The 20,501-nt window shown below is 59.6% G+C and carries 19 protein-coding genes; 17 read left to right on the plus strand and 2 right to left on the minus strand.

Features of this window, described 5'->3' with window-relative positions; all coding sequences use genetic code 11:
• Positions 1–39: 39 nt before the first annotated feature.
• Positions 40–384: a hypothetical protein gene (locus tag HMPREF2891_RS02660; RefSeq protein WP_070618229.1), complete on the minus strand. Its 345-nt coding sequence runs from the start codon at positions 382–384 to the stop codon at positions 40–42.
• Positions 385–516: 132 nt separating this feature from the next.
• Between HMPREF2891_RS02660 and HMPREF2891_RS02665 the strand changes: the two genes are divergently transcribed.
• From HMPREF2891_RS02665 to HMPREF2891_RS02680, 4 genes are all read left to right on the plus strand, one after another.
• Positions 517–1,578, plus strand: a complete 1,062-nt coding sequence (locus tag HMPREF2891_RS02665; RefSeq protein WP_070663808.1) for an o-succinylbenzoate synthase — start codon at positions 517–519, stop codon at positions 1,576–1,578.
• Between the two features lie 15 nt (positions 1,579–1,593).
• A complete protein-coding gene (gene menD / locus HMPREF2891_RS02670) occupies positions 1,594–3,432 on the plus strand; it encodes a 2-succinyl-5-enolpyruvyl-6-hydroxy-3-cyclohexene-1-carboxylic-acid synthase (RefSeq protein ID WP_070618223.1) in 1,839 nt (612 codons plus the stop codon).
• Between the two features lie 73 nt (positions 3,433–3,505).
• The gene (locus HMPREF2891_RS02675) at positions 3,506–5,098 is read left to right on the plus strand and encodes a S1C family serine protease (protein WP_261666833.1); all 1,593 of its coding nucleotides are present in this window, start codon (positions 3,506–3,508) and stop codon (positions 5,096–5,098) included.
• Positions 5,099–5,198: 100 nt separating this feature from the next.
• Positions 5,199–5,588 (plus strand): hypothetical protein, encoded by a 390-nt coding sequence (locus HMPREF2891_RS02680; RefSeq protein WP_070618220.1) that lies wholly within the window; start codon positions 5,199–5,201, stop codon positions 5,586–5,588.
• A 44-nt stretch (positions 5,589–5,632) separates the two neighbouring features.
• Here the strand turns inward: HMPREF2891_RS02680 and HMPREF2891_RS02685 are convergent, their stop codons facing one another.
• A complete protein-coding gene (locus tag HMPREF2891_RS02685) occupies positions 5,633–7,069 on the minus strand; it encodes an isochorismate synthase (RefSeq protein WP_070663809.1) in 1,437 nt (478 codons plus the stop codon).
• Positions 7,070–7,231: 162 nt separating this feature from the next.
• On the opposite strand from HMPREF2891_RS02685, the gene HMPREF2891_RS02690 reads away from it, so the two are divergent.
• The 13 genes from HMPREF2891_RS02690 (at position 7,232) to nuoK (ending at position 20,486) form a co-directional block, all read left to right on the plus strand.
• A complete protein-coding gene (locus HMPREF2891_RS02690; protein WP_070663810.1) occupies positions 7,232–7,954 on the plus strand; it encodes a demethylmenaquinone methyltransferase in 723 nt (240 codons plus the stop codon).
• Between the two features lie 219 nt (positions 7,955–8,173).
• Positions 8,174–9,481, plus strand: a complete 1,308-nt coding sequence (locus HMPREF2891_RS02695) for a geranylgeranyl reductase family protein (protein WP_070663811.1) — start codon at positions 8,174–8,176, stop codon at positions 9,479–9,481.
• 67 nt (positions 9,482–9,548) lie between these two features.
• Positions 9,549–9,911 (plus strand): NADH-quinone oxidoreductase subunit A, encoded by a 363-nt coding sequence (locus tag HMPREF2891_RS02700; RefSeq protein WP_034507130.1) that lies wholly within the window; start codon positions 9,549–9,551, stop codon positions 9,909–9,911.
• Between the two features lie 16 nt (positions 9,912–9,927).
• Positions 9,928–10,482: an NADH-quinone oxidoreductase subunit B gene (locus HMPREF2891_RS02705; protein WP_034507127.1), complete on the plus strand. Its 555-nt coding sequence runs from the start codon at positions 9,928–9,930 to the stop codon at positions 10,480–10,482.
• The gene (locus HMPREF2891_RS02710; RefSeq protein ID WP_070663812.1) at positions 10,479–11,216 is read left to right on the plus strand and encodes an NADH-quinone oxidoreductase subunit C; all 738 of its coding nucleotides are present in this window, start codon (positions 10,479–10,481) and stop codon (positions 11,214–11,216) included. Before HMPREF2891_RS02705 ends, HMPREF2891_RS02710 begins: the two co-directional genes overlap by 4 nt.
• Complete coding sequence (locus HMPREF2891_RS02715; protein ID WP_034507120.1) at positions 11,216–12,565, plus strand: NADH-quinone oxidoreductase subunit D; 1,350 nt, start codon at positions 11,216–11,218, stop codon at positions 12,563–12,565. Before HMPREF2891_RS02710 ends, HMPREF2891_RS02715 begins: the two co-directional genes overlap by 1 nt.
• Complete coding sequence (gene nuoE / locus HMPREF2891_RS02720) at positions 12,565–13,323, plus strand: NADH-quinone oxidoreductase subunit NuoE (RefSeq protein ID WP_070663813.1); 759 nt, start codon at positions 12,565–12,567, stop codon at positions 13,321–13,323. The genes HMPREF2891_RS02715 and nuoE overlap by 1 nt, the downstream gene beginning before the upstream one ends.
• Positions 13,320–14,654, plus strand: coding sequence for an NADH-quinone oxidoreductase subunit NuoF (nuoF, locus tag HMPREF2891_RS02725; protein WP_070663814.1), 1,335 nt, complete (start codon positions 13,320–13,322; stop codon positions 14,652–14,654). Before nuoE ends, nuoF begins: the two co-directional genes overlap by 4 nt.
• The gene (locus HMPREF2891_RS02730; RefSeq protein ID WP_070663815.1) at positions 14,651–17,215 is read left to right on the plus strand and encodes an NADH-quinone oxidoreductase subunit G; all 2,565 of its coding nucleotides are present in this window, start codon (positions 14,651–14,653) and stop codon (positions 17,213–17,215) included. Before nuoF ends, HMPREF2891_RS02730 begins: the two co-directional genes overlap by 4 nt.
• Complete coding sequence (nuoH, locus tag HMPREF2891_RS02735; protein ID WP_034507110.1) at positions 17,212–18,540, plus strand: NADH-quinone oxidoreductase subunit NuoH; 1,329 nt, start codon at positions 17,212–17,214, stop codon at positions 18,538–18,540. Before HMPREF2891_RS02730 ends, nuoH begins: the two co-directional genes overlap by 4 nt.
• Entirely contained in the window at positions 18,533–19,225 is a 693-nt protein-coding gene (nuoI, locus tag HMPREF2891_RS02740) for an NADH-quinone oxidoreductase subunit NuoI (RefSeq protein WP_070618195.1), read from the plus strand. Before nuoH ends, nuoI begins: the two co-directional genes overlap by 8 nt.
• Positions 19,222–20,190, plus strand: a complete 969-nt coding sequence (locus HMPREF2891_RS02745; protein WP_083309316.1) for an NADH-quinone oxidoreductase subunit J — start codon at positions 19,222–19,224, stop codon at positions 20,188–20,190. The genes nuoI and HMPREF2891_RS02745 overlap by 4 nt, the downstream gene beginning before the upstream one ends.
• Positions 20,187–20,486, plus strand: coding sequence for an NADH-quinone oxidoreductase subunit NuoK (nuoK, locus tag HMPREF2891_RS02750; protein ID WP_034507104.1), 300 nt, complete (start codon positions 20,187–20,189; stop codon positions 20,484–20,486). The genes HMPREF2891_RS02745 and nuoK overlap by 4 nt, the downstream gene beginning before the upstream one ends.
• Positions 20,487–20,501 lie beyond the last annotated feature (15 nt).

The raw sequence follows: 20,501 nt of genomic DNA on the forward strand, positions 1-20,501 counted from the left end.
AGTTCTGCTGAAGCAGGTGGACTCGGCGAACTTGATGGCCTACTTGCGGTGCGGGCTTTCTAGCCTCCACTTCGGCAGTAGCCACAGCGGGTATTTATTTGAGAACAGGCCGACCACGGTGCCAACCGCTCCGACGGCGGACAGTAGACAACCGAGGATAAACAGTATCCACACGCCTCCGGTCAACTCGTTGAACAGGCCGGATAGTCCGATTACTCCCAGGCCGAACAGTAAGACGGTGAAACTGGGGAGGAACACGAAGGCAAATCGTTCATCCACGATGCCATCTTCGGTTTCCCACGCCCGCGACGAGGGCGTGTCTTTGCGTAGCCACACGGTTGCGATTAGGGCAGCCAGGCCCAATACGAATGCGATGATCGTCATGCTCCAAGCTTACCCACACGAGCCGGCGTGGACCCGCGCTGATCTGTAGTTGCCGCGCATCGAGTGTTGAGGGGAACATGAGCGGGGGTCGGCGGCGCCACGAAATACGCGCAAGTTTGGCAAAATGGGGTTGTGAATGATGCGCTCCCCACTGATTCTGCCCGACTTCTCGAGGTCGCGATTGAGGCGCTTCCTGCCTCGGTTGTGAACGTGTTTGAAGGAATTGATCGGCTGCTTTATTTTCGGTTGCCACTAAAGAACAGGTTTCGGCGTATCACAGTGCGTGACGGCCTGATTTTGCGCGGGCCGGGCGGTTGGGCGGAAGTTTCACCATTTTGGGATTATGACGCTCGCGAATCCGCCCAGTGGTTGCGTGCAGGGCTTGAGGCCGCGCAAAGTGAGCCACTGCCTCGTAAGCGCGAGGCCGTGCCGGTTAACGCAACGGTGCCGGTGGTGGATCCGCAGGTGGCGTTCGACATCGTGAAGAATTCGGGTGGCGCTCGCACGGTAAAGGTAAAAGTGGCGGATCCAAACTCCACTATTAGCGAGGATTGTGCGCGTATCGAGGCGGTGCGTGACGCCCTCGGCCCCGCGGGGCAGATCCGCGTGGATGCAAACGCGGCGTGGGATGTGCCGCAAGCGCTGGAGGCCATTCACGAACTGAACCGGGCATGCCAGAGTGGGGGTGGCGCGGACCTGGAGTATGTGGAGCAACCGTGCGCAACGGTGGAGGAACTTGCGCGCGTTCGCCAGCAGGTGGACGTGCGGATCGCGGCGGATGAGTCGGTGCGTCGCGCTTCGGACCCTCTGGCGGTGGCACGCGCGGGCGCTGCGGACTTAGTGATCGTAAAGGTGCAACCTTTGGGTGGTGCAAAGCGCCTGATCGACGTGGTTGAGAGGGCGGGATTGCCCGCGGTTGTCTCCTCCGCTTTGGATTCGTCGGTGGGCCTAGCCCGCGGCGTGGAGTGCGCGGCGGCGCTGGATGAGCTTCCGTTTGCCTGCGGACTCGCTACCGCGCAAATGTTCACGGCGGACGTCACTAAGACTCCGCTTCGACCGGTAGATGGGGTTATTGCTCCTCAAGAAATCGAGATTGACGAGGCCGCCGTATCGTTCTTGCCGCATAGGCGTGACGAGGCGGAGCACCTGACGCGGTGGCTCGCTAGGCTTGAAGAAATGGTTCACTGCCTGTAGTGGCGGGGGAGGGTTATGCCTGCTTCTGTTGATGCGCGCTGGCTGATTGCGGCGCTGGCTCCGTACGTGCGCGATTTTGTGGTTGCTGCGGGTTCGCGTAGCGCTCCGCTTGCATATGCGATTGCTAGTGCGGAGGGTAGCGGGATGGTGCGCGCGCACCCCGCGTTCGATGAGCGTAGCGCAGGCTTCTTCGCGCTGGGTTTGGCGCAGGCTTCGAAGGCTCCAGTTGCGGTGGTGACAACTTCCGGCACCGCCCCCGCACACCTGCTACCAGCGGTGATTGAGGCGTTCCACACGGGCGCGCCGCTCATTGTGATTTCGGCGGATCGGCCCTTTGAGATGAGGGGCGTGGGCGCGTCGCAGACCACGGATCAATCTGGGCTGTTTGGCAATCACGTGGTGGCGCAGTTGGATGTGCCGGCGGAAGTGGGGATTAGTCCGGATGCTCGCGCGGTGTCCGAGGACGGCGCTGCGAAGGCCTTTGTTGCGCGCGTTCGCCGCCTGGTGGGCCAGGTTGTGGGCGCGCGCGGGGCGGGTGGTCCGGCGCATATTAATATCGGATTCCGCGATCCTTTGACCCCGGAGGGGGCGCCTGCGGTAGCGGATTTAGACGCGGGGATCCCCGCCCGGCTTGCGCGGCGTCAGCCGGTTGTGACCGCGTGGGAGGATGCCGTGCAAGATTTGCGCACGGTCATTGTTGCGGGAGACAAGGCCGAGGGGGCGGCGCAGCTGGCTCAGGCGGCCGGGATTCCGCTTCTGGCCGAGCCTTCCTCCGGCGCATTTGGAGCTGCTGCCTTTTGCGGATTCGAGCAGCAGATGCTGACTCGGTTTGCGGGTGAAATCGAGCAGGTCGTGGTGCTTGGCCATCCCAGCTTGTCTCGCCCGGTTTCGCGCCTGCTGGCTGGCCCGGCCCGGGTGGTTGTCGCTTCGATCGCGCACGAATACCCAGATGTTGCGGGTAACGCCGACATAGTGGTGGAACAACTTGCCCCTGCCAGGCAGAAGATGCCACAGGGTGCGTGGACAAGAAGCTGGGCCGAGCATGCTCAAAACGTTGGCCAGTGGATCCGGGCGCGCGAACTCAGTCAGCTTGCTGCTTCCTCCCTCCATGAAGGCAACTGCCACGGCAACAATATGCGCGAGGCGGATTCCAACTCAGGCACCCGCCACCCAATACCGCACGGTGTTATTGCCGCCCGCGCGGTGTGGGACGCGTACGCAAACGCTTCGCGCGCGGCTGAGCCGGAAGATGGCGGTCACGCCCTGGTCCTCGGCGCTTCAAATTCGATTCGATACATTGATCTGGCGGCGGATTCGCCCGTGGGGAGCGGGGCAAAAGGGGTGTTTGCCGCGCGCGGCCAGGCGGGAATCGACGGAACTATCGCAACGGCAAAAGGCATTGCGCTCGGCCTTGATTGCCCCGTGCGCGCATTGGTTGGGGACCTCACGTTCATGCACGATATTGGCTCTCTCCTGCTCCCCGCGGGGCAGTCCGTGCCAGATGTGGACGTGGTGGTGATAGACGATCAGGGAGGACGCATCTTCCAATCGCTCGAACACGGCCTAGCTCCAAGTGCCGTCTATGAAAGGTTCTTTGCGGTCGCGCACAGCCTCGACTTTGAGGCGCTTGCCGCCGCTACCGGCTGGGAGTACGTGCGCGCGGACTTCACCACCTCCACCCGAAACGGTGCGGAGGGAAACGGCAATGACGCGGTTGAAGCAGATGCTTTTGAAACATTAACGAGGGCGCTCGCAGACCGGCCGCGGGGGCGGATCATTCACGTGGTGGCAGACCACAGCGGAGTGCGCGCGGGCGTGCAATCACTTTTTCCAGAAAAAACCCAGGTGCGCTGAAGAAATCGCTCAGAACAGCCGGCCACCATGTACATTGTTTTGAAAAAAGTACAGATATTTTTTAGGAGCCACGATGGAGAATGAGCGTCCCAGGGATTACGAGGGCGAACCAGATTCCGTTACCCCTGAAACCCCACAGGGTGAGCCCATCAAAACCCCGGACCAGCCGCGCTACGTTTACCGAACAGCAGATTCGCAAGGCGCAGATCAGCAGGATCCACGTGAGCAAGAAGAGGTAGAAGAGCAAGGACAACCTCAGGCCTACTCCGCGCCCGTAGCCGCGCAAAACTATCCGCAGCAAGGCGCCTACCCGCAGCAGGCGTATGGCCAGCAACAATATGACCAGCAAGCTAGCGGGCAGCAGAGAGCATACGACCGGGATGCTTACGGTCAGGCGAATTACGAGCAACAGGGCTTTCAGCAGGCGCAACCCGAGCAGTCGTATGGCCAGCCGTTTGGCTATGCCTCTCAGGTACAGACAGCGCCGCGCAAAACGGCTAAGAAAGGGCCGGGTTGGGGCGCCCTCATAGTCGCTATGCTGCTTGCTGCGTTCCTCGCGGTTGGTGGCACGATTGCTACGCTTAAGTTTTCGGGAGCATATGCGCCTGCGGCCAGTAGCCAGCAGATTCAGCAGCCGTCGGGTGAAAAGACTCCAACCGTTCAGGTTTCGGGAGAGGGCACTGACTGGCAGGCGGTAGCTAACGCGGTTCGTCCCGCCACAGTGTCCATTCAAGTAAGCACGGGGGATGGTGGTGACACCGGTTCGGGTGTTGTTTGGGATAGCAACGGCAACATTGTGACTAACTATCACGTGGTTTCTGCCGCAGTTAATAACGAGCAGGCAAAAATCACGGTTCGCGCCAGCGGAAGCAGACTTTACGAGGCGGAGATTGTGGGTATCGACCCAACTACGGACCTGGCTGTTATCCGTATGAAAAATCCGCCCGCTGATTTGGTTGCCGGTAACTTTGGTGATTCCAGCCAGCTAAAGGTGGGCGAGGCCGTGATGGCGATCGGCTCGCCGCTGGGTCTCACGGACACGGTGACCACCGGTATCGTTTCGGCGCTGGATCGCCCGGTGGCGGTGAAGACGGCTGTGCCAAACGATCAAAGCGAGCAGTTCAACTACCAGTTCCCGTACTTCCTGCAGCAGTCGCCGCAGTCAGAAACCGTGGTAACAAACGCTATCCAGGTGGATGCTTCGATTAACCCAGGTAACTCGGGCGGTCCGTTGTTTGACGCGCAGGGCCGTGTGATTGGCATTAACTCCTCAATCGCGTCGATGGGTAAAGAGGGGTCGGCTGGCTCTATCGGCCTCGGATTCGCGATCCCGGTGAACCTGGTGAAGAACGTGGTGACGCAGTTGATTGAGAAGGGCGAGGCGGTGCACGCCCAGCTTGGCGTGAGCATCTCTACTGCGGCGGTCCAGGTGGGTGAGGAAACTCGCCTGGGTGCGAAGGTGGAGTCGGTACTGCCAGGGGGCGCGGCTGCGGATGCGAACCTGCGGGTTGGCGACGTGATCGTGTCGATAGATGGCAACGACGTGGTGTCCTCCGCTGCACTTACGGGATTTGTGCGCAGGTACAACTCGGGTGACACAGTGACGTTGGGGATCGCTCGTGGCGGTGAGATCACCGAGGTCCAAGTGGCCCTCAAGGCTAAGTAGCTAGCTCGGCCAGCTCGCATTCACCACGGATTTGGAGCTGCACGGGCGGCTCGCAGCGCGTGTAGCATTGGGTTTGCAACGCTCGGTCTAGGAGGATCCCGTGAAGCGAAATAGTCAGTACACCATTCCGATTGTGTTGGTGATGCTAGCTGGCCTTGCCCTGCCTTTCCTCGTTTGGTTTGAACAGGTTCCCTTTCAAGCGCGTTACATGCGCGGCGAAGCCGGGGCTGGGGATTGGCTGCTTTTGATCGGTGGAGCTCTCGTGTGGGCCGGGTTGGTTTGTGTCGCTTCGGTGATGGCAAATGTGCTGGCTGCGGAGTATTACAAATCGGGCGGCATTTATCTTGTGGCGGCGATAGCGGCGGTAGTTTGCGGCGTTTTCACCGCATTCGCTTTGAACGCCTTTTCGCCCCTGGCGTTGACCATTGGTTTCGCGGTGATTTTGTTCCCTGCGATCTACGTGGTGCTCCCAGACTATTCGCCGCGTTAAAGCGAATGCGCAAGCTTTAAGCTTTCACCAATCGGCCTCGAAGATTAGTTTTCGAGGCCGATTGCCTGCAGTACGGGTAGCATTTTTGCACCGGTCTCGGCTAGTTCCACCTCGGGAATGGATTCGGGCATGATGCCTCCGCCGGCAAATACGCGGATCGAGTGCTCGTCGGGAAGAACCTGGCCGCAGCGCAGAGCAATCGCGCACGCTCCCTCACCCGCCCCGTCGATCCAGCCGACGGGCCCGGAATAGCGTCCGCGGTCGGTCAGCTCATGCTTGGACAAAAGCTCGAACGCGTCCTGTGTGGGGGTGCCACAAACCGCGGCCGTGGGATGTAAGGCTCGAACCGCTTCGCAAACGGGCGCATGGCCCACCTCAATCGCGGTGAGGTCGGCAGTGACGTCGCTAGCAAGGTGTGTGACGTTAGGCAGGTCCAAGAGGAACGGCTGGCGGGGAGCGTTGAGATCGCGGCTAAGCCCAGCCAGGGCGTCCACCACGGATTGAACGGCGAGGGCGTGCTCTTCACGGTCTTTAGCTGATTCCCACAGGGCGGCGCCTTCCCCCGGAGGACAAGTGCCGGCAAGTACGCGGGACCTCAACTGTCCGCCGCGCACAGACGCAAGCATTTCCGGTGATGCGCCGGTGAGGCCGGCAACGCTAAACGTCCAGGTAGTGGGGTAGGCCGTAGCGAGCTCTTGTAAAACCGCAACTAGATTAATCGGATGGTCAGATCGAGCCGTAATATCGCGAGCCATAACAGCTTTTTGTGCCCGGCCGTCGCGCAGTTCGTCCACGACCATGGCAACCGCGTGCTTCCATGCGGACCGTGACATGGTGCCCGGATCTAAATACCAGTTGGGCGCTCCATCCAGGTTCTCGCTCTCGGTGTTGCGCTGACCAGCGCCGTCCTCGATTGCGTGGAGGTCCTCGCCGCCAGCCTCAATAACCGTCTCGATCTTCCACGTGGCATCGCCCAATGCCACCCATGCAATGCGCGGCAATACCAGCGCCCCCGGCGTGCCGGGAGCAAAGCCAAATGACATTAGCCCTAGCGGAGCGTGTATCCCCGTCCGGGCGAAGAACTCCCGGCCGCCCTTCACGCTGGCTTCAGCGATTACCGCCAGCCAGTCTTGGCCCGCAACCTGCATGTGCGGCTGGTTTTGAACTATCCCGGGATTCTCTGGCCGCGGGTTGGGCAGTAGCGCGCGTGAAAGTATTTTGAAAGTGGGATGCGCGAGGCCGTAGCTGCCTTCCTCTGTCGCAATGATGGCAAGTGCTATACCGTCTCCAACGATGATTGGCTGAGCATCAGTGGCGAGCGCAGGCCCGCTCCAAACCGAGAGATTACGTGCACCGTCAACGCGGTGCAGCAGCTCAGAGAATGTGGAGGGGCCACCAACCTCGCTGATCGAAACGCGCAGTTTTGGGCACGCATGCGGATCGCGAAGGCAAAATCGTCGTGCGGAGTTCAATACGGTCACGGTATCCCATACTACCTGGCCTAGTATTTTCGTTGCGCCAGGCAGCCTAACGATTGAGTTTGCTTGAAATCCTAGGCATTATGCCCCCTCGAAGAAGGATATTATTTCGCGTCACCCGGTTGAAGTTCACCTCTGGCATAGAACCGTGACAAGATAGATCTCATGGCAAAACGTGACCTTAAAGCTTCAGACGTAAATCGTGCATCGCTAGAGAAGCGTCCCCACGAGGTCGCGGGCATGTTCAACAAAGTGGCCAGTCGATACGACCTAACTAACGAGGCGTTGACGTTCGGTCAGGTGCACATTTGGCGCAGGGGAGTGGTGCGTGCCCTCAACCTGAAGCCGGGCGAACGAGTCCTTGATCTGGCTGCCGGAACGGGTGGTTCCACGGCGGCGCTCGCGGAAACCGGTGCGCATGTGATCGCGTGTGACCTGTCGGAGGGCATGATCGAGGTCGGGCGCCAGCGTCACCCGGAACTAGAGTTTGTGCAGGGGGACGCAACTGATTTGCCGTTTGAGGATGCCTCGTTTGACGCGGTAACTATTTCGTTTGGCCTGCGCAACGTGCAAAACACCGAGAAGGCGTTGCAGGAAATGTCGCGCGTGACCAAGCCGGGCGGGCGTCTTTTGATCTGTGAGTTTTCGCGTCCAACTTGGCCGGTGTTTAACGCCGTTTACGGGTTTTATTTGGAAGAAATTTTGACGCGAGTTGCGAAGCTACTGTCTTCAGACGATGAGGCCTATGACTATCTGATTGAGTCGATTCGCGAGTGGTATGACCAGGAGACGCTGGGCAAAATGATTGCCCAGGCCGGTTGGGGGCGGGTGCAGTACCGCAACTACACGGGCGGTATCCTCGCGTTGCACCGCGCTGTCAAACCCTGAAGTGCTGATGCGCTATTTTCGCGATAGCCTCACTGTGATCAATAAAATAAGTAACATGGTTGTGATCAAATACGATTGTGTTTGCGGCGGCCGGGCGTTCGTTTCCCGTGCCAAATAGCCTTTTTTCTGTATCTTTTGTGGACCTACCCCACCTGGTGGATAGGGTAGGGACATATGGGCATTTCGCCTCTAGAGAAATGCAAATTTGGTAAAAGTTATATGAGTAGCAACGAGCGGGAGGAACACGTGGAGCTGGCTGACGCGTCCGACTTCAGTGCTGATGTCGTCGTTGTGGGCGCAGGCCCTGCAGGTTCTGCAACGTCTTATTACTTGGCGCGGGCGGGGCTTGATGTCGCTCTTTTAGAAAAATCTACGTTCCCGCGCGACAAGATTTGTGGTGATGGCTTGACGCCAGCCGCGGTTGCTGAGGTCCAGCTCATGGGCGTTGACACCGCGGGGTGGAAGCGCAACAAGGGTCTCAATGTAATTGGCGGCGGCCACTCTATTTATTTGCCGTGGCCAGAAACGAAGTCGGCTCCTAACTTCGGTATGGCGCGTGCCCGAATGCAGTTGGATGAGGATTTAACGCGCCGCGCCGAGTCCGCGGGAGTCCGCTTGTACGAAGGTTTCAACGTTACGGGCGCTCTGCAAACTCCTACTGGCCGCGTGTGCGGCGTAACCGCGAAGGTCGGCAAGGGTAAAGATGCTCGGGAAATCGAGTTTCGCGCGAAGGTCGTTGTTGAAGCCGGCGGTGTAGCTGCCCGCCTCGCCACGTCCCTCGGTATTGAAAAGCTAGAGAACCGTCCGCTGGGTGTGGCAGCTCGTGCATACTTTAAGTCTCCAAAGGGCGATGCAGAGTGGATGGATTCGCACCTGGAGCTGTGGAGCGGCAAGCGCGGCGAATCTGATCTTTTGCCCGGCTACGGCTGGCTGTTCCCGCTGGGCGACGGCGTTGTTAACGTCGGGCTCGGCTCCGTTTCTTCCACGTCGAAGGCAACTAAGTTGCCGTATCGCGAGATCTTCAAGACCTGGATTGCGAACCTGCCCGAAGAGTGGGAGATGACCGAAGAGAATCAGATCGGTCAGCTTCGTTCCGCTGCTTTGCCGATGTCGTTCAACCGCAAGCCCCACTACCGCGATGGCCTCGTAATCGTTGGTGACGCGGGCGGTATGGTTTCCGCTTTTGATGGCGAGGGAATTGCCCCAGCTATGAGGGCGGGACGCTACGCTGCAGAATCTATTGTTTCCGCACTAAGCCGTACGTCGGATGCGGGTTTTGATCGCGCGATGGAAACGTACACGGAGGCGCTGAGGGCAGACTGGGGCGGCTACTACCAGCTGGGCCGCGTGTTTGTGAAGCTGATCGAGAACCCGAAGATCATGCACGCCTGCACAAAGTATGGCCTGCCGCGTCCCAGGCTCATGAAACTCGTTCACAAACTCCTTTCGGACGGCTTTGAGCGTTCGGGCGGAGAGTGGGATGACAAGCTGATAACGGCTCTTGCGAAGGTGGTTCCAAAGGTATGATTAAGCGTTTGGTATCCCCAGCAAAATCTACAAAGAATGATCTGTTAACCGCCAGGTTGGAGGCATAGTGAGCAATCCGTATATCCCGATATTGATCATGGCTGCGATGGCAGTCTTGGTCGCACTCGGTGGCCTGGGAGCCTCCGCGATCCTGGGACCCGTTAACAAGAACAAGGTCAAGTCCAGTAACTACGAGTGCGGCGTGGACCCGATCCATCACGACGCTGATGTCGGCCGCTTCCCCGTGAAGTACTACCTGGTGGCTATGACGTTCATTATTTTCGACATCGAGGTGGTCTTCCTTTACCCGTGGGCTGTTACCTTCGGGAAGTTGGGCCTGTTCGGCCTCGTTGTCATGTTTACGTTCATCGCGCTGATCACGGTTCCATTCATTTATGAGTGGCGCCGCGGCGGCCTGGATTGGGACTGATAGGAGGGAGTAGTAAATGGGTATCGAAGATAGTCTTCCCGCAGGCGTTGGCCTAGCCTCCATTGAGGCGGTTCTAGATCTTGCCCGTAAGCACTCTCAGTGGCCTGTAACGATGGGTCTGGCATGCTGCTCCATCGAGATGATGGCTGCGGGCACGCCGCGTTTCGACATGGCTCGTTTTGGTTTGGAAGTGTTCCGCGCCTCGCCGCGCCACGCTGACCTCATGATCGTGTCCGGCCGGTTGTCGCACAAGATGGCTCCGATTGTTCGCCGCGTTTATGACTCGATGCCAGAACCCAAGTGGGTTATTTCGATGGGCGCCTGCGCCTCCACGGGCGGCATGTTCAACAACTACGCGGTTGTGCAGGGCTGTGACCACGTTGTTCCGGTTGATGTTTATTTGCCGGGATGCCCGCCGCGTCCAGAGGCTTTGATCAACGCGATCATGGTGCTGCGTGAGCAGATCGGTAAGGAACCGGTTGGCGCTCACCGCATTGAGGTTGCGCGTAAGGCGGAGGAAGCTGCTCTGGCAGCTACCCCAACTCATCTGATGAAGGGACTGCTTGCATGAGCGACAACTCCCCATCCTCGAAGAAGTTCGGCGAGGTAGCCGAACAGGTCAGCCCAACTCGCGGCGGAGCGGCTCCGGAGACCGTTGACGTTCGTCACGGCCAGTGGGGCGTTCGCGGTTCTGGCGATACCACCGGTTTTGGTGGCCTCACGCGCACGGTTGATCTTCCCGGTGAATCGGCTCGCCCCTACGGCGGGTGGTTTGACTCTGTTGTGGACATTCTTGAAGAACTCATCAAGGATGCCGGCATTGAGGTCAAAGATGTCATTGAGCGCGTGGTTGTAGACCGCGACGAGCTTACGATTTTTGTGACTCGCGAGCACATTCTGCAGGTTTGCCGTTGGTTGCGTGATGATCAGGATCTGCGCTTCGAGCTGTGTCTTGGCGTTTCTGGTGTGCACTACCCGCACGCGGCGGGTCGAGAACTGCACGCTGTCTACCACCTCCTCTCGGTGACGCATAACCGCATGCTCCGCCTAGAGGTAACGGCCCCGGATTCGGATCCGAAGGTCCCGTCCGTCGTTTCGATCTACCCGGGTAATGACTGGCATGAGCGCGAAACATGGGATTTGTTCGGCATCGTATTCACCGGTCACCCCGGCCTTACTCGTACCGCTCTACCCGATGACTGGGTAGGCCACCCGCAGCGCAAGGATTATCCACTGGGTGGTATTCCGGTCGAATACAAGGGAGCTACAGTTCCGCCGCCAGACACTCGGAGGTCGTACAACTAATGAATAACGAAAAACCGGTATTTTACGCAACGCCCGGTGGACTCGATATCGACGATATTCCTGAGGTTCTGGCAAGCGGCGGCGACTGGGAAGATGTTCTGTCTGAAATTGAGCGTCTTTCTAACGAGCGCATCGTTGTTAACCTAGGTCCGATTCACCCGTCCACGCACGGCGTGCTGCGCGTGATCCTCGAGATCGATGGTGAGACCGTGCGTGAGTCCCGTCTGAATACGGGCTACCTGCACACGGGCATTGAGAAGAACATGGAGTACCGCACGTGGACGCAGGGCGTAACGTTCTGTACGCGTATGGACTACGTGGCTCCACTGTTTAACGAGGCTGTTTATGTGCAGGCCGTGGAGAAGCTACTCGGTATTACCGACGAGGTTCCGCAGCGCGCTAACTGGATCCGCATTCTGTTGATGGAGCTGAACCGTATTGGTTCGCACCTGGTCGCAATCGGCTCCGGTGGTAACGAGCTGGGCGCAACCACGATGATGACGATCGCGTTTAGGGGCCGTGAGAACGTGCTCCGTATTTTTGAGCGCATCACGGGTCTGCGTATGAACCACGCGTTTATGCGTCCGGGCGGTGTGGCTCAGGATCTGCCGTCGGGTACCACGGATTACATTCGCGAGCTCCTGCCTAACTTGCGCAACGACATTGGCGAGTTGCAGGACCTCACGCAGGAAAACCCGATCTTCAAGCTGCGTCACATCGATGTGGGCTACATGTCGCTCGCTTCGATGATGGCGCTTGGCATGACCGGTCCGTGCTTGCGTGCTGCTGGCCTCCCACTCGATTTGCGTAAGACGCAGCCGTACTTCGGTTACGACCAGCTTGAGTTTGACGTTCCGGTTCGAGACAAGTCTGATGCGTACAACCGCGTGCAGGTGCGTTTCGACGAGTGCTACCAGTCGCTACGAATCATTAACCAGGTTCTCGACAAGCTCGATGAGTGCGAGGGCGACCCGGTTATGGTGCAGGATCCGGCAATCAAGTGGCCGGCGCAAATGTCGATTGGTTCGGATGGTCAGGGTAACTCGCTGGCACATATTCGCGAGATCATGGGTGAGTCCATGGAGTCTCTCATTCACCACTTCAAGCTTGTAACCGAGGGCTTCAAGGTTCCGGCCGGCCAGGCGTATGGAATGGTGGAACACGCTAAGGGCGTTATTGGCGCTCATGTTGTTTCGGACGGCGGTACGCGCCCGTACCGCGCGCACTTCCGCGACCCGTCGTTCTCTAACTTGCAGTCGTTTGCGATGATGACTGAGGGCGGTCAGCTTGCTGACGTCGTCGTGTCACTCGCGTCGATTGACCCGGTACTGGGAGGTGTTGATCGCTGATGTACAGCGACGAAGTTTTGGAGCGCCTGCGCGCTGATGCCGCTGCGATTATGGCGCGCTACCCGAAGGGCCACGAGCGTTCGGCACTTTTGCCCATGTTGCACTTGGTGCAGTCAGTGGACGGCTACATTTCTGCTGATGGCGTGACTTTTTGCGCTGAGACTCTGGGGATTACTCGCCCGGAGGTTTCCGCTGTTGCCACGTTCTACACGCAGTACAAGCGCCACCCCAACGGTGAATACAACGTGGGGGTTTGCACGAACGCCCTGTGCGCTGTGATGGGCGGGGACCAGATCTGGGAGGCCGTTTCCGGTCATCTCGGGGTGGGCCACGACGAAACCACGGCGGATGGCAAGATCACGCTGGAGCGCCTTGAATGCAACGCAGCTTGCGACTACGCGCCCGTAGTGATGGTCAACTGGGAGTTCTTCGACAACCAGACGCCGGAATCAACGATCGCCCTCGTGGATGATATTGAGGCCGGGCGCCCGATCAAGTCCACGCGAGGTCCGGAGCAGGTGCCCACGTTCAAGGAAATCTCTAGGCTCCTAGCCGGTTTTGAAGATGGCCTCGTGGATGAGGGCCCGTCGGCTGGTGAACCGTCTTTGCGCGGTCTGAAGATCGCGAAGGAGAAGGGCTGGATGAGCCCGTCAAGCATCTCGGGTGCGGAGGGACAGCCTCAGCAGGAAGTTGGCGGCTTGTACTCGTCCGCTGAGCGTCCTGCGGTTACAGAGGAAGATAAGGAGGGCGACGAATGAGCGACGTAACGTTTTCGAAGCCCGGAGTCCTAACGCCGGTACTTTCACGCGGCTGGGATGAGGACCGTTCCTGGACCCTGGAGTCCTACCGCAGCCGCGGGGGATACAAGGGGCTTGAGAAGGCCCTCACGATGGAGCCGGGTGACATCACCGAGACAGTGAAAACCGCTGGTCTTCGCGGTCGTGGTGGTGCAGGATTCCCGACTGGTTTGAAGTGGTCGTTCCTTCCTCCTGATGATGGCAAGCCGCGCTACCTGGTCGTTAACGCCGATGAGTCCGAGCCGGGAACCTGTAAGGACATCCCGCTCCTTATGGCGAATCCGCACGTCTTGATCGAGGGCATGGCAATCACGGCCCGCGCGATCAGGTGTGAGCACGCATTCATCTACTTGCGCGGCGAAGTCGCGCACGTTTACCGTCGCCTTCTCGCCGCGGTGCGTGAGGCCGAAGAGGCCGGCATTATCGGCCAGGGACGCGGACCCGCAGGGGATTTCAACCTCCGCATTACCGCGCACGCTGGTGCGGGTGCGTACATCTGTGGTGAGGAAACCGCGCTGCTTGACTCCCTTGAGGGTCGTCGCGGTCACCCGCGTTTGAAGCCTCCGTTCCCAGCTGTTGCGGGTCTTTACGCCCGTCCGACAGTTGTTAACAACGTTGAGTCGATCGCGCAGGTTTCTGGAATCTTCCAGCACGAAGCCGGTTGGTTCACCTCGATGGGTACTGAGAAGTCGAGCGGTCACGGCCTCTTCTCCGTGTCCGGTCACGTTAACAATCCGGGACAGTTTGAAGCACCGTTTGGCATCACCATGCGCGAGCTCATTGAGATGGCTGGCGGTATGCGCAACGGTCACAAGCTGAAGTTCTGGACTCCGGGTGGTTCTTCAACTCCGATCTTCACTGAGGAAGAACTCGACGTACCGCTCGACTACGAGTCTGTTGGCGCTGCCGGTTCAATGCTTGGAACGCGCGCCCTGCAGGTATTTGACGAAACCACTTCAGTGGTTCGCGTCGTCACTCGTTGGACTGAGTTCTACCAGCACGAATCGTGCGGTAAGTGCACGCCGTGCCGCGAGGGCACCTACTGGATGAAACAGATCCTGCTGCGCCTCGAAGAGGGTAGGGGACTTCCCGGTGACGTGGACAAGCTTTTGGAGATTTCCGGAAATATTGCGGGCCGCTCGTTCTGCGCCCTCGGTGATGCTTCGGCAGCTCCCGTCCAGTCTGGTATCGCGCATTTCCGCGAAGAGTTCGAAGCCGGCCTCACAACGCCTGCGCGCGAACTATTCCCGTATGAAGCGTCCGCCCACTTTGCTAAAGGAGGTGCCCGATGAGTGAGGAGTTGGTAACTCTCACTATCGACGACACTGAGGTGTCCGTCCCGAAGGGTACGCTTATCATCCGCGCTGCCGAGCAGGTCGGTATCCGCATTCCGCGTTTTTGCGATCATCCGCTTTTGGCTCCAGCTGGCGCGTGCCGCCAGTGTCTGGTTGAGGTAGCGGCGCCGGACCGTTCTGGTGAGGTGCGTCCGTTCCCGAAGCCACAGGCCTCGTGCACGATGACGGTCATGCCCGGCATGGTGGTAAAGACGCAGCGCACGTCCGAGGTAGCCGAGAAGGCCCAGAAGGGTGTGATGGAGTTCCTCCTGATCAACCACCCGCTGGACTGCCCGATCTGTGACAAGGGCGGCGAATGCCCGCTACAGAACCAGGCGATGTCCGAGGGGCGCGAAGTTTCGCGTTTCGATGACGCCAAGCGCACGTTCGTGAAGCCCATCAAGCTCTCCACTCAGATCGCGCTTGACCGTGAGCGTTGCATCCTGTGTCAGCGCTGCACGCGTTTTTCGAAGCAGATTGCGGGCGATGCTTTCATTGACCTGCAGGGTCGCGGCGGCGGCACCGCTCCAACCGAGGACCACCAGTTCATGGGGGAGCAGGTTGGACGCTTTGACACTGCCGTTCTCGGCTTCCATAGCGATGCTTCGAACATCAATAGTGACGAAGGATTTGCTGGCCCGTTCGGCAACCCCGGCTACGAGTCCGGCCTCAACGCCGGCCCGGTTGGTGCCGCGGAAGCCGACACGTCCGGACGCCCATTCGCCTCCTACTTCTCGGGTAACACCATTCAGATCTGCCCGGTGGGTGCGCTCACGTCCACCTCGTACCGTTTTAGGGGACGCCCGTTCGACCTCGTATCGACGCCGTCCGTCTCTGCGCACGACGCCTCTGGCGCCGCAACGCGTATCGACATTCGCCGCGGCGAGGTTGTTCGCGTTCTGGCGGGTGAGGACGCTGACGTCAATGAAGAGTGGATCACCGACAAGGATCGCTTCGCGTTCACCTGGAGCACCGGCGAGGATCGCCTGACCGCTCCGCTGGTTCGCGAGGACGGCAAGCTTGTTCCCACCTCTTGGGCGGATGCGCTTGACCGTGCGGCTCGCGGCTTGAAGGAAGCCCGCGAAGCTGGCAAGACGGTACTGTTGCCAGGTGGCCGCCTCACGGTTGAAGATGGCTACGCGTGGTCTAAGTTTGCGCGTGTCGTCATGAACACCAACCAGGTTGATGGCCGCGTACGCGCCACCTCGCTTGAGGAAACAAAGTTCCTTGGCACGCGTGTTGCCGGCACTGGCCTGGGCGTGACCTACAAGGATCTTGAGAAGGCTGGCCGCGTTCTCATCGTTGGCCTCGAGGCCGAAGATGAAGCCGGAAACGTTTTCTTGCGTTTGCGCAAGGGCGCACTGGCCGGCTCCGTTAAGGTTTCCGTGGTTGCTCCGATGACCACCCCTTCCACTCGCAAGATGAATGCCGATCTGCTTCGCGCAGCTCCCGGCACTGAACCCGAGGTGCTCGACGCAGTAAGCGGCGACCTCGCAACTGAACTTGCAAATGGTGTGATCGTTGTTGGCGAACGCGCTGTGGAGATTCCCGGCCTTTACACCGCTGTTGCCCGCCTCGCGGACCGCACGGGTGCACGCATCGCGTGGATCCCGCGTCGCGCCGGCGAACGAGGTGGCCTCGAAGTTGGCCTGAACCCGAACCTGCTTCCATTTGGCCGCTGTGCCGCGGATGCCGATGCTCGCATTGACATGGAAGCCGTATGGGGTGTCAAACTTCCGTCGGATTCCACTAAGTGCACGGTAGACATTCTGGCCGAAGCCGCAACCGATCCTCGTTCGGCGATGATCCTCGGCGGCGTTGACTCGCGCGACGTAACCGACCCGGAGAACCTGAAATCCGCTATCGAAAAGTCCGGATTCGTGGTTGCTTTGGAAGTTCGCCGCACGGATCTGACCGAAATGGCAGACGTTGTATTCCCCGTTGCACCGGTAACCGAAAAGAACGGTACGTTCATCAACTGGGAAGGCCGCCTGCGCCCCTTTGGCCAGGCTCTTGCAACCCGCGCGCTAACCGACCGCGAAGTGCTCCACCGCCTCGCACGCCTCATGGGCGTGAACCTCGGCGTTGAAACCTTGAAGGACACGCACGCCGAAATCAACGAGCTCATGGAGTGGGATGGCTCGCGCATCGACAGCCCGGCGATCTCGCCCGCCCCCGTGCAGGCGCCCGGCGCTGGTAATGCCGTCCTCGCTACCCACAAGCTCATGCTCGACGAAGGCCGGATGCAGGACTTCGCTCCCGAGCTGGCCGGCACTGCCCGCCGATCCGTTGCCCGCATGAACGTGGCAACTATGCAGGCAATCGGCGTAGCCGAAGGCGATCTCGTAAACGTTTCGACGTCACGAGGCACTATCACCCTTCCGGTTGCTGTGACTGACCTTCCCGAGGACGTTGTGTGGCTGCCCGAATGCTCGGCAGGCTCACACGTTCATGAAACTCTCGGCGCCAAAAATGGTTCCGTTGTATCCATCGCAGCCAATACGGAGGTGAACCGGTGAGTACTCTTGCGCTAACTCTTACGCCGTTTGCTCCACCGACAACCGCGCCGGCTGACTTCAGCGAAGAGACCTGGTGGCTGAGCCTACTTAAGGCCCTGTTCATCGTGCTATTCCTGATCATGTCAGTGATCATGGCGCTCTGGGTTGAACGACGTGGTCTTGGTCGTATGCAAACGCGTCCCGGCCCGAATGTTGCAGGCCCGCTGGGCTTGTTCCAAGCATTCGCGGACGCCGTGAAGCTCCTGTTCAAGGAGGACATTTGGACGGATAAGGCAGAGAAGTTCATCTACTTCGTTGCCCCCGCTATTTCCGCGTTCTCCGCATTCATGGTGCTAGCGGTCATCCCCATGGGCCCGAACGTGAACATGTTCGGCCGCTCCACGCCTCTGCAGATGGCTGACACCCCAATCGCGATCCTCTACATCCTCGCGATCGCGTCGATCGGTCTTTACGGCACGGTCCTAGGCGGTTGGTCAACGCGTTCCACCCTGCCGCTCCTCGGCTCGGTCCGCGCTGCCGCGCAGGTCATCTCCTACGAACTTGCGATGGGCCTCTCGCTTGTGTCCGTGTTCCTCGTGGTCGGCTCCATGTCGACCTCAGAAATCGTTGCGGCACAGCACAGCGTTTGGTGGGCATTTGCCCTCTTGCCCGCGTTCATCGTCTACTTCATCTCGATGGTGGGCGAAGTAAACCGCCTCCCGTTTGACCTTCCGGAAGCAGAAGGTGAACTCGTTGCCGGGCACATGACCGAATACTCGTCGATGAAGTTCGGCTGGTACTACCTGTCCGAATACATCAACATGTTCAATGTGTCCGCCGTTGCAACCACGGTGTTCCTCGGCGGCTGGCATGCGCCGTTTGGGCTGTCTTACGTTCCATTTATCGACTTCAACTCCGGCTGGTGGGGCTTCCTGTGGTTCAACCTGAAGATGTGGCTCTTCTTCTTCAGCATGGTCTGGATCCGCGGTACGCTCCTGCGTTTCCGCTACGACCAGTTCATGAAGCTCGGCTGGAAGATCCTGATCCCAACCTCCCTTGTCTGGCTGGTTCTTGTTGCAACGCTGCAGGGCGTGCGCATGTGGGTAACGGATTCGCTTCTCGCAATCACGGGCGGAATCGTAGCGGTGTTCCTCGTTGTCATGATCATCCTGTGGCTGTTTGATCGCCCCGAGCCTGAAGTCAAGGCGGACGAGGAGTTCGACCCGTTCGCGGGCGGCTACCCTGTACCGCCGCTACCCGGCCAGCAGCTACCCCCGTCCCCACGGGCGGGTTTGGTGCCGGCCGCCACCGCCGCAACTGATCAGAAGGAAGTGCGCGATGAGTAAAGACAAGAACGAAGAGATGCTCTACGAGCACGATCCGAAGGGCTTCTGGGGCAACTTGTTCGCCCCGGTGGCAGGTTTTGGCGTAACCATCTCATCGATGTTCCGCCCGGTAGTTACGGAGCAGTACCCGTTTGAGGGTCCCTTCGTGCAGCCACGCTTCCACGGCCGCCACCAGCTGAACCGCTACGCGGACGGCCTCGAAAAGTGCATTGGCTGCGAGCTTTGCGCATGGGCATGCCCAGCGGACGCGATCCTTGTTGAGGCCGCCAATAACACTCCCGACGCCCAGTACGCTCCGGGTGAGCGCTTCGGCCGCGTCTACCAGGTCAACTACCTGCGTTGCATTTTCTGTGGATTGTGCATCGAGGCGTGCCCCACGCGCGCCCTCACGATGGGTAATGATTTCGAACTTGCCGACTACCACCGCCGCGACCTGATCTTCGAGAAGGATCAGATCCTCGCGCCGATGGAAGAAGGCATGCTTGCCACTCCGCACCCGATGGTGGAGGGGCTCTCCGATGGTGACTACTACCGCGGCGCCGTAACCGGCCCAACCAAGGCGCAGGTTGAATGGGTGCGTGAACACCGCCCAGACGATCCGACGCTGGAGGCCGCTGCGAAGGCCGCAGAAAAGAACGAAATGGCTCTCGCTAGCTTAGAAACCGAAGGAGGCGAGAGTAAGTGAACCCGACCCCAATTGATGCAGTAACCACGATCGGCACCGGTGAGACAGTCCTCTTCTGGATCACCGCCGCAATCATGGTTCTCGGCGCCCTGGGTGTCCTCTTCTTCAAGAAGGCGGCCTACGCGGCGTTGTCGATGGTGCTGGTCATGCTTGGCCTCTCCGTCCTCTACTTCGCGCAGGGAGCGCCCTTCATGGGTGTTGTTCAGGTCGTGGTTTACACGGGCGCGATCATGATGCTGTTCCTGTTCGTCCTCATGATGATCGGCCTGCAGGCAACGGATAACTACCAGAACCAAAGCCGAGGCAACATTGTCCTCGCCGTGATTGGCGCCGGCGCCATGGCGTTTGCCCTCTCCGCAGTGGTTTGGAAGGCAAATCTCCCGGCGGTCAAGGAGTTTGGAGTTGATCCCTACTCGAACGCTCCGATTGAGAATCTGGCACTCGCCCTGTTCTCCAACTACTGGTTCTCGATGGAACTCGCCGGTGCGCTACTGATCACCGCAGCCGTTGGCGCGGTCCTCCTAACGCATGGCGACCGCCTCTCCCCGAAGCGCACGCAAAAGCAGGTAGTTGACGCGAAGATGTCCGCTTACGCAGAAACCGGCCGCCACATCGGCCAGTACACTGCGCCCGGTGTGTTCGCTCGATCCACCGCATTTGACGTGGGTGCTATTTCTGGTGAGACCCACAAGCCGGTTGAAGAATCGATCCCGCGCGTTGTGCGCGTGCGCGGTCTTGACCGCTCGCTCGGTTCGCTCGATCCGGAACTCGCGCGTTCGCTCGGAGAGCAAGCCCTGGGCAAGCAGCCGGAGCACCCGTACCACGGCGTCGCCGCCACCCAGAGCGTGGCCCGCGCCCGCACGTGGGGCATGGCCGGCGAGGAAGCCCCGGACGGTCTCCTCCAGTACGAGGCCCGCCCCGAAATCGAAGCCGGCGAGCCCGAAGTTAAGGAGGACGAGCAGTGAGCATCTCGTACTACATCATCTTGGCAATGATCCTCTTCTCGATCGGCGCCGCAGTGGTAATGGTTCGCCGCTCCGCAGTGATCTCACTGATGGGGGTTGAGCTGATGCTGAACTCCGCGAACCTCACCCTCATCACTTTTGCCCGCATTTACGGTGATTTCACCGGCCAGGTGATGGCGTTTTTCGTCATGATCGTTGCCGCCGCCGAGGTCGTGGTTGGCCTCGCAATCATCGTGTCCATCTTCCGATCTCGTCGCACCACCTCGGTCGATGAGGTCAACCTACTGAAGCACTGAGGGAGGAAAGGTGAA

The organism is Actinomyces sp. HMSC065F11 (genome assembly GCF_001813085.1).
Taxonomy (GTDB): domain Bacteria; phylum Actinomycetota; class Actinomycetes; order Actinomycetales; family Actinomycetaceae; genus Gleimia; species Gleimia europaea.